This is a genomic window from Mucilaginibacter sp., from assembly GCF_036568825.1.
Taxonomy (GTDB): Bacteria; Bacteroidota; Bacteroidia; order Sphingobacteriales; family Sphingobacteriaceae; genus Mucilaginibacter.
This window is the reverse complement of sequence record NZ_DATCRU010000061.1, coordinates 137,428-150,286: the sequence shown is the minus strand read 5'-3', so window position 1 is coordinate 150,286 and position 12,859 is coordinate 137,428. Positions and strand designations below refer to the sequence as shown.

The 12,859-nt window shown below is 41.5% G+C and carries 13 protein-coding genes; 2 read left to right on the top strand and 11 right to left on the bottom strand.

The genetic code is table 11. The features are described from left to right. Nucleotides 1-102: 102 nt before the first annotated feature. Nucleotides 103-729, bottom strand: a complete 627-nt coding sequence (locus VIM89_RS13410; protein WP_488156672.1) for a DUF4136 domain-containing protein — start codon at nt 727-729, stop codon at nt 103-105. A gap of 80 nt (nt 730-809) precedes the next feature. Next, entirely contained in the window at nt 810-2,459 is a 1,650-nt protein-coding gene (locus VIM89_RS13405; RefSeq protein WP_488156671.1) for an NAD+ synthase, read from the bottom strand. Between the two features lie 68 nt (nt 2,460-2,527). Here VIM89_RS13405 and gldB point away from each other — a divergent pair, with 68 nt between their 5' ends. Further along, nucleotides 2,528-3,565 carry a gliding motility lipoprotein GldB gene (gene gldB / locus VIM89_RS13400; RefSeq protein WP_488156670.1) on the top strand — a complete coding sequence of 346 codons (1,038 nt, stop codon included), beginning with the start codon at nt 2,528-2,530 and terminating at the stop codon, nt 3,563-3,565. Nucleotides 3,566-3,727: 162 nt separating this feature from the next. Here gldB and VIM89_RS13395 read toward each other — a convergent pair whose 3' ends face one another. The 9 genes from VIM89_RS13395 to VIM89_RS13355 form a co-directional block, all read right to left on the bottom strand. After that, the gene (locus VIM89_RS13395; RefSeq protein WP_488156669.1) at nt 3,728-3,916 is read right to left on the bottom strand and encodes a hypothetical protein; all 189 of its coding nucleotides are present in this window, start codon (nt 3,914-3,916) and stop codon (nt 3,728-3,730) included. Nucleotides 3,917-4,137: 221 nt separating this feature from the next. Beyond that, nucleotides 4,138-5,022, bottom strand: a complete 885-nt coding sequence (gene atpG, locus VIM89_RS13390) for an ATP synthase F1 subunit gamma (RefSeq protein WP_488156668.1) — start codon at nt 5,020-5,022, stop codon at nt 4,138-4,140. A 118-nt stretch (nt 5,023-5,140) separates the two neighbouring features. Further along, entirely contained in the window at nt 5,141-6,715 is a 1,575-nt protein-coding gene (atpA, locus tag VIM89_RS13385; protein ID WP_488156667.1) for a F0F1 ATP synthase subunit alpha, read from the bottom strand. A gap of 30 nt (nt 6,716-6,745) precedes the next feature. Beyond that, a complete protein-coding gene (gene atpH / locus VIM89_RS13380) occupies nt 6,746-7,294 on the bottom strand; it encodes an ATP synthase F1 subunit delta (RefSeq protein WP_488156666.1) in 549 nt (182 codons plus the stop codon). Between the two features lie 107 nt (nt 7,295-7,401). Continuing rightward, nucleotides 7,402-7,896, bottom strand: coding sequence for a F0F1 ATP synthase subunit B (locus VIM89_RS13375; protein WP_488156665.1), 495 nt, complete (start codon nt 7,894-7,896; stop codon nt 7,402-7,404). A gap of 75 nt (nt 7,897-7,971) precedes the next feature. Then, on the bottom strand, nt 7,972-8,175 hold the full coding sequence (gene atpE, locus VIM89_RS13370; RefSeq protein ID WP_488156699.1) for an ATP synthase F0 subunit C: 204 nt from the start codon (nt 8,173-8,175) through the stop codon (nt 7,972-7,974). Between the two features lie 83 nt (nt 8,176-8,258). After that, a complete protein-coding gene (atpB, locus tag VIM89_RS13365; RefSeq protein WP_488156664.1) occupies nt 8,259-9,239 on the bottom strand; it encodes a F0F1 ATP synthase subunit A in 981 nt (326 codons plus the stop codon). Between the two features lie 107 nt (nt 9,240-9,346). Continuing rightward, entirely contained in the window at nt 9,347-9,733 is a 387-nt protein-coding gene (locus VIM89_RS13360) for a hypothetical protein (RefSeq protein ID WP_488156663.1), read from the bottom strand. A 16-nt stretch (nt 9,734-9,749) separates the two neighbouring features. After that, the gene (locus tag VIM89_RS13355) at nt 9,750-9,974 is read right to left on the bottom strand and encodes an AtpZ/AtpI family protein (RefSeq protein WP_488156662.1); all 225 of its coding nucleotides are present in this window, start codon (nt 9,972-9,974) and stop codon (nt 9,750-9,752) included. Between the two features lie 71 nt (nt 9,975-10,045). Here VIM89_RS13355 and porW point away from each other — a divergent pair, with 71 nt between their 5' ends. Further along, nucleotides 10,046-12,844: a type IX secretion system periplasmic lipoprotein PorW/SprE gene (porW, locus tag VIM89_RS13350; RefSeq protein ID WP_488156661.1), complete on the top strand. Its 2,799-nt coding sequence runs from the start codon at nt 10,046-10,048 to the stop codon at nt 12,842-12,844. Nucleotides 12,845-12,859 lie beyond the last annotated feature (15 nt).

Genomic DNA, 12,859 nt, shown 5'->3' with positions numbered 1-12,859 from the left:
GATAATTACAACCTTCCAATAATCAATTGATCGGTCTAAAAACAAAAATCCCTGCCGCACCACACAGCAGGGATAATTAAAACAATAAATATTACGAGGGGATTAAGATGCTTTTGTTCCGGGTGCGCCGGTGTTTAACTGTTCGATAATACCTTCAACAATCTTTGGAATGTCATCAATATTCTTCTGAACATCGTGATGTACCTCGCCTACGCCAAATCCGCGCCATACCACTCTGCGGGTGCGGGTATCAATCAAATCAATAACAATAGTGCCTTCCTTATAGTGTTCTTTATCTACCGCAGTCATGCCGCCATAGTAAACGAATGCCGGACCACCCCAACCCCAATAGTAAGGTCGATAGCCCCAGCCATAACCTATACCAAAACCAGGATAGAATCCGGTACCATAATAAGTTGGGTAGTAAACAGTTTTTGAACCCAATCCGACTTTTGCAGTATAAGTAACCAACAGATCAGGATTGTTTTTTTGCATTCTTAACCCTTTATTGGTTAGTGAAGCTACAGCAGCGTCTTTAATTTTAAGATCGGCTACAGCATTTGCAGTTGGTTTATCCTCCATTTTGCCTTGCGGAGAAAGCCATGCAAAAGACCGGTACTGGCTCATGTTGGTTTTGTTGAGGCCAGCAGTGTAATAATTATAACGATTACATGCGGATAGTGCGACAATAGCCACCAGGCCAATTGCGCGGTAGATTGATGTTTTCATGGCTGAAAGTTCCTATATATTCCTTTAGACTAATTTAAGCTCAAATGGTTTAATCCTAAAATTAGATTTTCATTAGTTTTTTACGATAAATATTTTCCTACGATCGGCATACGACGCCCCATACCAAATGCTTTTGGCGATACACGCAAAATCGGCGGGGTTTGGTAGCGTTTGTGCTCCGCTAAATTTACTAATCTCAGCACTCTGCGTACAGTCTGCTCATCAAAACCCATTTGGATGATCTCATTGGATGAGCAGCGGTTTTCGATATATTCGGTTAATATCGGATCGAGAATATCATATTCCGGCAACGAGTCGGTATCCTTTTGGTCAGGGCGCAACTCAGCTGACGGTGGTTTTACGATAGTATTGATTGGAATGATTTCTCGCTCACGGTTCAGATATCGGGCCAATTCAAATACTTGAGTTTTGTAAACATCGCCAATTACTGATATACCACCGCACATATCGCCATATAAGGTGCCATAGCCCACTGCGGCTTCGCTCTTGTTGGATGTATTCAATAGAATATAACCGAATTTGTTGCACATTGCCATTAAAATGACCGCACGGCTTCGAGATTGAATATTTTCTTCTGCAATATTAAATGGCAGATTATTGAATTGCGGATGCAGCGTATTTTCGAATGCCTCGGTTATATGCCTTATCGGGATAATCTCGTGCTTGCAGCCAAGGTTTTTAACCAGGTCTTCGGCATCTTTTATTGAATGGTCACTTGAAAAGCGTGAGGGCAACAATACAGCCATCACATTTTGCGGACCAAGGGCCTCAGCCGCTAATGCACAAACCACAGCTGAATCAATACCACCCGATAGACCTAAGATTGCACTTTTAAATCCTGATTTATAAAAATAATCACGGATACCCAATACCAAGGCCTGGTGAATTTGTTCAATATCGCTTTGTCTTGACTCACGTTTTGTTGATGGCTGAAGCAGCTTTACTTCTGCTTTATCATCCAACTCATAATAGGTTAGAGTCTCTTCAAAATAAGGCAGTTCATCTATTAATTCGCCTTTATTATTAAATATCAGGGAGCCCCCGTCGAAAATCAATTCTGTTTGAGCGCCTACGTGATTTACATAGAACAACGGCAGTTGATATCTTAGGGCATTATCCTTCAGGATAGCGATACGTTCTTCGTCGTGGTTATAAGCAAAAGGGGAAGCCGCAATGTTGATCATCACATCGGGCTGCTCTTTGATCAGCATATCCATCGGGCGGGTCACATACAGGGGGTTTTCAATGGTATTCCAAAGATCTTCGCAGATGGTTAATGCGATTCGATGACCTTTGAAATCAATACAGCTAAATTGGGTTGATGGTTCAAAATAACGGTACTCATCAAAAATGTCGTAGTTAGGTAAAAGAGCCTTGTTCACTATTGCTTTTACTTCACCATTCTCAATAAAGTACGCTGAGTTATTCAGGTCCTTACCCTCGGCATTGTTATTAACAGTGGGAAGCCCTATAATGCAGGCGATACCCTGACATTCTGCGGCGATCTTTCTTGCGGAGGCATCACATAATCCTATAAATTCTTTAAACTCCAGGAAGTCTCGCGAAGGATAGCCGCATACGCACAATTCAGCAAATACTACAAGGTCGGCACCATGTTGTTTTGCCGCATGTATATGGTCGATAATTTTGGCAGTATTCGATTCAAAATTACCAACGTGATAGTTCAATTGTGCGAGAGCGATCTTCATATAGTATAGATATCAATTTACTTAGGTTAATGCAGGTGAAAAATATATTTTTGCTAAAACGACAAAAAATGGTTTTCAATTACATCAGGGCTAAGCAAATTTACCTAATTTTTCTCAGCTGTTTATTACTAACTGCCTGTGGCCGGTCTAAAAAGGTTGATGTAAGCAATATTGACGTTAATGTGAAGATCGAACGGTTCGACCATGACCTTGATGAAATGCGCTCAAAGCCGATGGGTATGCAAGCCGTTGCGATGTTCAAGAAATACGGTCCTTTTTATGCCGACTATATCCAGCGCATTATGCAGTATGGTTCAATTGGGGATACCGGTTATTTTAAACAGCTGCATAATATGTTTGCCGGCGATGGCTACCGCGATCTGAAACACGATGTCGATTCTGTTTTTCCCAATATGGATAAAACCAATGAACAGGTAACTGATGCATTCCGTCATATCAAGTATTATTTCCCGCAAAAGAAGCTGCCAAAGGTGTATGCCTACATTTCGGGTTTCCAGGCACAAACTTCTATCGGCGATGGTTATTTTGCCGTGGGGCTAGATATGTTTTTAGGGGCCGATTCCAGGTTCTACCCTGCATTGACCGAAACCATTCCGAAATATATTTCCCGTCGTTTTACCCCTGATAACATTGCACCGCGCATAGTTGAAGGCATTGCACGTGAGGACATGTTCCCAGAAAATGAACAGGATAAAACCCTGCTCGCAAAAATGATCTACAACGGCAAAATATTATATTTTATGGATATGATACTGCCTTATGTAGCCGATACCACCAAAATAGGATACACCGGCAAACAGCTGAAATGGTGCGACGATTATAAATCACAGATCTGGGGATATTTCCTTGAGGAAAACCTGCTTTATGAAAGCGATTTCGAGAAGATACAGAAATACATCGGCGAAGCGCCATTCACTCCTGGGCTTGGCGAGAAAAATGATGCTGCCCCTAAGCTAGCCTTGTGGACCGGCTGGCAGATCGTCCGCCAATATATGGATAAGCACCCGGAGGTAAGCCTGCCACAATTGATGGCGAATAGAGACTATCAGAAGATATTAAATGATTCGAAGTACAGGCCGAAGTAGGGGTTAGAGATTAGTTGATTAGAGATTGGTTGATCAGTTAACCAGTAATTAGTTAATCAGGCAATATCATAATCCAGAAAATCTTTAAAATCCTATAATCGTGTCATAAAAAAAGCGCTTAGATATCCTAAGCGCTTTTCCATTTATAGAGTTGTAAGTTTCTTACTTCAAAATTGAAAACACACCTTTTAACGCAATACCCACACCAGTGATCAGGATAATATTAGCTATCCAATTGAAATAAGGTGCATCGCCGGCAAAGCGAAGATATACTCCCACCAGCCCGATAGCAATAGCTATTACTATCAAAATGTAGTGGCGTTCGTCGTTAGCGTTCTCTACTGAACTCATATTCTTAAGGGTTAATGTTTTTTGACAAAAATAAAAATGTTTACCGAAAAACGGACAATAGTTTTAATATTTTATACTGTCTGAACTATGATTTGAATGATTTTTTGACTTACTATGATTTTGTTGCTTATAGTTTTCATGTAATCACTTTAAATCATAATTCAGACAAACAAAAAAGGCCTCTCTCACGAGAAGCCTTTCGATATAGAATACTATTCTTTTTAGTTTGATGACAACGCTGCGGCACCGCTCACAATTTCGGTAAGCTCGGTAGTAATAGCTGCCTGGCGTGCCTGGTTGTACGACAGTTTCAGTTGTTTTAACAGTTCGCCTGCGTTATCAGTTGCTTTATCCATTGCGGTCATACGTGCACCGTGTTCAGAAGCGTGTGAATCTAGTACGGCTTTGTATAACTGGATCTTGATGTTTTTAGGGATCAATTGCTCAACAATCGCTTCCTGTGAAGGCTCAAGGATATAATCAACCTGTGATGTATTTGTATTCGCTTGCTTTTCAGCTTTTGGAACAGGTAATAACTGCTCAACAGTAAGGAACTGTACAGCAGCATTTTTAAAGCGGTTATAAACTACCTCTACGCGGTCGAATTCACCTTTTAAAAAGCCATCCATAATAGCTTCGGTTACCTTTGAAACATTCAGGAAAGTAAGGTCGCTGAACAACTCGTTGTTATTACCAATTACGTTGTATTTACGACGCTGATAAAACTCCTGCCCTTTTTTACCAATACCTACGATAGAAACGTTACCGGCCTTTAATTGATCGCTGTATTTTTCAGCTATCAGATTATTAGTTGTTTTGATCACGTTGGTATTGAAGGCACCAGCCAAACCACGGTTTGATGATACTACTACGATCAGTACACGTTTTGGCGCGCGTTCTTCCAGAAAAGGAGACGAACCATCTTCCAGACTTGCTGAAAGGTTTGCCAGCATTTCCTTCAGCTTATCAGCATAAGGGCGCAACTGTATAATAGCATTGGTGGCACGTTTCAACTTAGCAGCCGAAACCATTTTCATAGCCTTGGTGATCTGCTGCGTTGACGATACCGACGCGATCCTGTTTCTTACTTCTTTTAAATTAGCCATTTATTGAATGTGCAAATTTTTGATGTGCAGATGTGCAAATTGCTTTGCTTAAAAATTAGTTATTGAAATGTACGGCTATGCAATCATCTGCACATTTACATATCCGCACATTCGCACATTAGTATTTCGCTGCCAGTTCTTTAGCTACTGTTTCCAGTACGCTGGTGATCGTGTCGTCCAGTTTGCCGGCTTTCAAAGCAGCCAGGGTTTCAGGATGACGCATTTCTAACTGGGTAGTATATTCACTTTCAAATTCTTTGATCTTGTTCACCGGCACGTTACGCATCAGGTTTTTAGTACCTGCGTAAACTATAGCAACTTGTTTTTCAACAGTTACCGGAGAGTACTGACCTTGTTTCAGGATCTCTACGTTACGTGCACCTTTGTCCAATACGGTTTTGGTAGCCGCGTCAAGATCTGAACCGAATTTTGAGAAAGCTTCCAGCTCGCGGAACTGTGCCTGATCCAATTTTAATGTACCGGCAACTTTTTTCATTGATTTGATCTGCGCGTTACCACCCACACGTGATACAGAGATACCCACGTTGATAGCAGGACGAACACCCGCGTTGAACAGGTTTGACTCAAGGAATATCTGACCATCGGTAATTGAAATTACGTTGGTTGGGATATATGCCGATACGTCACCTGCCTGGGTTTCAATGATCGGAAGTGCGGTTAATGAACCACCGCCTTTAACGATACCTTTGATCGACTCAGGAAGGTCGTTCATTGATTTCGCGATATCATCGTTCTGGCTGATCTTAGCGGCACGCTCTAATAAACGGCTGTGCAGGTAGAACACGTCACCCGGATAAGCCTCGCGGCCCGGTGGACGACGTAATAACAATGACACCTCGCGGTAAGCAACAGCCTGTTTTGACAAGTCATCATAGATGATCAGGGCAGGACGTCCGGTATCGCGGAAGTATTCACCGATAGCAGCACCGGCAAATGGCGCGAAGAACTGCATTGGAGCAGGGTCGGCAGCACTTGCAGCTACAACGATGGTATATGCCATAGCGCCGTTTTCTTCCAGTGTACGTACGATGTTAGCAACGGTAGAAGCTTTCTGACCGCAAGCAACATAGATACAGATCACAGGCTGACCGGCTGCATAAAATTCTTTCTGATTGATAATGGTATCGATACAAACCGCAGTTTTACCTGTCTGACGGTCGCCGATCACCAGCTCACGCTGACCGCGGCCGATCGGGATCATCGCGTCAATAGCTTTGATACCGGTTTGCAAAGGCTCAGTTACCGGCTGACGGTAAATTACACCCGGAGCTTTACGCTCTAACGGCATTTCGTAGGTTTTACCTGCAATTGCACCTTTCCCATCAATTGGCGCACCCAGTGTGTTTACCACACGGCCAAGCATGCCTTCACCAACATTGATCGAAGCGATCTTGTTGGTACGTTTGATAGTATCTCCCTCTTTCACCTCATCTGAAGGACCCAACAATACCACACCCACGTTATCTTCTTCAAGGTTCAATACGATACCCTGTAAACCATTATCAAACTCAACCAACTCACCTGATTGAACTTTTGTTAATCCGTAAACGCGGGCAATACCATCACCCACCTGAAGTACAGTTCCTACTTCTTCTAATTCAGATTCTGATTTGAAGCCCGATAATTGCTGGCGCAATATTGCTGATACTTCGTCTGGTCTAACCTCTACCATTTTTTATCTATTTAGAGTTTTGTTTTTAAATTATTGACTTACCCCGCGGGCGAAATCCTGTTTCAATTTATTCAAGCTGGTTGATATACTGGTATCTACCTGCATATCTCCTACTGTAAGTACAAATCCGCCTATCAGTTTCGGATCAACTTTGGTATGCAGTTCAATAGTACCTTTGGTTGCTGCTTCCAGTTCGGCAACAACTTTCTTTTTATTTTCTTCAGACAATGGAGTAGCCGATGTCACATGAGCCCTGATAATGTGTTTGATCACATTATATTGATTAATGAACTCCTTCGCAGTAGCATACAAAATCTCCGAACGGCTTTTATTGATCATGATCTTGAAGAACGAATCAGTAAGCTTACTTACTTTACCGCCAAATATGGCTTCCAGTATCTTGATCTTTTTGCCATGGGCAACGATAGGATTTGCCAAAACTGCCTGAAGCTGGAAATTGGCCCTTAATGTTTGCGAAAAAAACACCATATCCTTTTTCGTCTCTTCGAGGGATTTTTGTTCCACCGCAAGATCGATCAATGATTTGGCATACCTGGTTGCAACTGTTAATTCAGACATATCTTTTTTTTAGATATGAGATATGAGATTTGAGATTTGAGACTTGAGATTGAGGCACAAATGTTCACCTTACTTATCTCATATCTCACATCTAATATCTCATATCTCTATTTCAATTTCACTTCCTTTAAAAGGTCGGATACTAATTGATCTTGTTTCTTTTGATCTTCGAATTGCTTGCGCAAGATCTTCTCAGCAATATCTATTGATAAGGTAGCTACCTGGTTTTTTACATCAGCCATAGCTATTGCCTTCTGGTTTTCGATCTCAAGACGGGCGCGCTCCACCATACGGCCGGCTTCTGCATTGGCTGCATCTTTTGCTTCGCCGATGATCTGATCTTTTACCTTTTTAGCTTCACGCAGGATGTTATCACGTTCGATACGTGCCTGTTTCAAAAGCTCATCGTTTTCGCTGGTCAAACGCGCCATTTCTTCTTTGGCAGCTTCGGCCATTGAAAGTGCGCTTTCAATTGATTTTTCACGTTCGCTGATAGCAGCCAGGATCGGTTTCCAGGCAAACTTTCCTAATATCCATAATAGGATAGCGAAACAAACGGTTGTCCAGAAAACTAAACCAATATTGGGGGTTACTAAATCCATAGTATATTTCTATATAAATTAATTCTGTTCAAATGTTAAAAAAAAGCCCGGAGCCAATCGCTCCGGGTATCTTTTTTAGCCAATCATGGCTACAACCACCGCGAACAACGCAACACCTTCAACAAGTGCCGCAGCGATGATCATGTTTGTTTGGATTTTAGAGATAGCTTCAGGCTGACGAGCAATCGCTTCAACAGCTTTACCACCGATTTGGCCGATACCGATACCAGCACCAATAGCAGCTAAACCTGCTCCAAGCGCAGCAATGTTTCCGTACATTGTTGTAGCCGCAGCTAAAGTTCCAATCATTCCAGTCATTGTTTGATAATTTAAACGTGTATATTAATAAAGATTAATTCGAATTAATGGTGCTCCTCGATAGCCATCCCGATAAACAGAGATGAAAGAAGCGTAAAAATATAAGCCTGCAAAAAGGCGATCAACACTTCGATCACATCCATGAACACTACGAAACCAACAGAAACAGGTGCAATCCAAAGTGTCCCGAAAATAAAGATCAATGATATAAGGCTCAATGCAACAATGTGGCCTGCTGTCATGTTCGCAAACAGACGGATCATCAATGCAATTGGTTTAGAAAATATAGATACAATCTCAACCGGAATCATAATAGGGAACAACCACCATGGGTTAGGCACAAAAATGTGTTTCCAGTAATGTTTGTTGCCATTCAGGTTTACTACAAATAATATAATTACAGATAAAGTAAGTGTTACCGCAATGTTACCGGTAAGGTTATATCCACCCGGGAAAAACGGAATGATACCTATCAGGTTATTGATCAGAATAAAAAAGAAGATAGTAAGCAATAAAGGCATAAATCTTACATATTTATGTCCCATATTCGGAATAGCAACGTCATCACGCACAAATACGATCAGAGGCTCCAGCCATGATTGAAGGCCGCTCGGCGCCTTACCGGCACGTTTTTTATAAGTTGAGTTGATGCCTAAAAATACCAGCAGTAAAATAATGCCCGACATCCACAAACTCACCACGTTGCGGGTGATAGAAAAGTCCCATACATTTTTTGTCGCTATCGGATCAACTTCGCCATTGCTGCCAACAACTTTTATCTTGTCATTTACCAGGGTATAAGAATAATGTTCGCCCTGATATATTTTCTCTTTAGGCTCACCATTCACTTCCTCTTCTTTGACATTAGCAGATGAAAATACTTCAAGACCTTTATCGGTATAAAGTATTACCGGAAGAGGGATAGATGTTTTTCCAAGTACCGGCCAGGAGTGAGAATCGGCAATATGTTCGAGGATTGCTGCTTTGGCTACTTCTTTAGGATCTTTGGCACTTTCCTGGCTCATTGCTGACTTTGGAAATCCGCCCAGAATCAAAAAAAACGCGCAAATCAGGGAAATTCTAAAAATTTTTGAGTCTAAAATCGTGCCGTTTGTCATCTAATTGAAGTTTTCTAGCTTAAATTTTTGTGCCGCAAGTTACGCAACAGAACATAAACTTCAAAGACCATATTTAATAAATACACATAAAAAAAATCGGCCAGAAAAACGTACTTATTTACCTTATTTTTTGCCAAAAAAATGAATATGAAAAACAAACAGGCCAATATTTTTACCGTAGTGCATACCATGAAGGCCTGGATGTAGTATTCCCTGTTTTTTTGCTGCGCGATCAGGATTGCGGTAACTACTAAAAAGGTAAGACCGGAAAGGAAGAAGAATATCAGCCAGAAATTAGCTACCAGCCAATCAGCATAACCATTATGCTGCGCGGTAACCGGCATAATGGCCAGCACCAGCACAAATACGATGTAAGCAAATATTGATGGAAGAACTTTCATTGTGATAACGTTTGAATTATTTTTTCAAAGATACGATAACTATGTATAATGAGATAAAAACTCCCACGAGGGACAATATGGCGGTCACCCATTTTACCTGGTGATGGGCCGATTCATCAATCTTATACCCGGCAAAAGCAAATACCCCGATAATAGCAATCATCTGGAAACCAAGTCCGCTATACTTTACATAAGCATTCAAGGGACGCTCGTTATTATCATCAGGTTCATTTTTAGCCATCTGCAAATTTATTAATCCTATTCCATACAATTTAGTAAATTAGCAAGGCTTTTCTTAACCTGGATTGTATTTTGAAGCATATTTCCAAAACGTCTGTATCACAACGAGTCACCTTAATAGTTTTTGCGCTTTTTATAGCCGGGTGTGCCCTTCAAAAACAAACTGCTGTTAACCGCGGCCTTCAAAACCTGACGGCTCATTACAATATTCTTTTTAATGCGAATGAAATATTACGGCAAAAACAGGATTCTTACGCTTTATCTTTTGTTGACTCTTATAATGAAATATTAAGCGTATACCAGGATACCACTCCACAATCCTCAACGCCGGATAAGGACCTCGCCGAAGCAAAAGCAAAAGCCAACAAGATCATCAATATAAAAGAACAAAGCCATTATATAGGCGATGCTTACCTGGTTTTGGGTAAGGCCAGCTTTTTAGGTGGAGACTACTTTTCAGCGCTTGAATATTTTAACTATGTGACACGGTCTTTCCCTGATAAAGCGCCATTGGTACAACAGGCGTTGTTCTGGAAAGCACGGTCGTTGATGTACATGAACCAGATGCCAAAGGCCAAACTGGTGATTGACACGGCCATACAGGGCATCAACCCCAAAAAGAAAACTTATCTGGCCGATATTTATGCCACCAAGCTGCAATATGATATTAATGTGCAGGAATATGCCGATGCAGAGGAAGCAGCCAAGCAGGCTATTCATTATTGCCATACCAAAGTCCAACGCTTCCGCTGGACATTCATCCTGGCGCAGATACAGGAGCTGAATAATAAAAATGCTGACGCGATAAAAAACTATAAACGGGTGGCGGGCAGTAATGCATCATTTGAAATGGCCTTTAACGCCAACCTGAACCGTATTCGCATTGAGGACATGGCAAATGGTGTAAAGATAAACCGAATAGACAGGCTGAGGGCATTAATCAAAAACTATAACAATAAGGATTTCATCGACCAGATCTATTACCAGATAGCTGAGCTATACTTTGTGAATAAGGACATCGACAATGCGGTCAAAAATTATAAGCTCTCTGTACGTAATAGCAGGAAAAATCAGAATCAGAAGGGGCTCTCCTACCTGCGTTTAGCTGATATCGATTTTAAAAATAAAGCGGATTACATCGGCGCAAAAAAATATTATGACAGTACTTTAATGAGCCTGTCGACCAATTATTCGGGTTATTTGTCAATTCAAAAGAAAAGGGATAACCTGCAGGTGCTGGCAGACAGGTACGGTATTATAGACCGGGAAGACACCCTGCAAATGCTTGCCAAATTGGATGAGAAGGCCAGGGCAGCTAAGATAGATGCAATGGTGCAGAAACATATTCTGCAATTGCAGGCTGCAACGGCGGCTCCTTCTCAAAATCAAACCAACGGTAACTCACCAGGTGCAACAGGCAATAGCAGCTTTTATTTTTATAATGCAAATGCCCTCAGCATGGGCGTTAACGATTTTAAGCGACAGTGGGGTAACCGCAAACTGGAAGATAACTGGCGGAGAAGCAATAAAGGTATAGTCGGCGGAAGTACGTTGGGCGCAACACAAAATATCGACCCGGATGCACCATCGGACCAGGTTGCAGCAAATGGGGGTAAAGCGCCTGTTTCCGCAGGGAATTACAGGCAGCAATTGATTAAAGACTTGCCGCTAACTCCTGAGCTGCTTGCACAATCAAATATGCGTATCTATAATGCTTATTTCGATATTGCCAACTTCTACCGTGATATATTGGGTGATAAGAAAGAGGCAATAGCTATTTATGAATTACTGTTAACTCGCTTCCCGAACTCTGCTGATAAAGCCGCTATTTATTATAACCTGTACCGCTTATATACTGAGCTGCCTGATATCCCTAAAGCGGATGAGTATAAAAGCCTGGTGTTAAAAAACTATCCTGAAACAGTATTTGCCAAAACCATCATTGATCCGGAATATGGTAAAAAAGTTACCGATGCTGACGCGGGCCTTAATGGAATGTACAACGCTGTGTACGACAATTACTCGAAAAAGAAATTTAAGGAAGTAATTAAAGGCGTAGACTCCTTAATGACAATATATCCCAATAACAAACTTTCATCGCAATTAGCTTATCTGCGTGCAATTGCCGACGGTCATTTGGAACGGTTTGCGCCATTCAGGGAGGAAATGGTGGGGATAATCAATAAATACCCGGATGATAAACTGATCACCCCATTGGTGAAACAGCACCTGGTGTATATGGATGCGCACATAGCCGAAATGACAACTTATCCAGTCGCGCTGACTAATAATGATACAACTGAAGTTCCGTTTAAGCAAGAACCGACCATACAGGATAAGATAGCTGCCTACAATAACTCGCAATTGGTGCGGCAGACTGCTCAAAAGCGGATAGAGCCAAAACAGGAGCAAAAGAAACCGGATAGTACTGCCATGAAGCCTTCGGCTAATCTACCGGCAAATAACCCTTCTGCGGCAGAGGCTGTAAAACCAAAGCCGAAGCCATCTATCTTCTCTATGAGCGATAGCACCGATTATTATTTTGTGGTGAATGTAAGCACGGCTACCACCAACCTGGCATCGTCGCGCTTTGGTATCGGGCAGTTTAACCGGGCTAACTTCCAGGAAGGCGCTATTTCACACCAATTGAAAGATGTTGGCGATGATAACCAGTTAATTTATGTGGGCAGGTTCTACAGCCTCGATGCGGTTAAAGCTTATGCACGTGCCATTATTCCATTAATGCCGGATATTATGAAGGTACCAAAGGATAAATACAGCTTTTTTATCATAACCAAACAAAATTTAGACAAGCTGAACAATAAAAATTTGCTGGATAGTTATATAGAATATTACCAAAGCAATTATTGAAATAGTTAATATTGA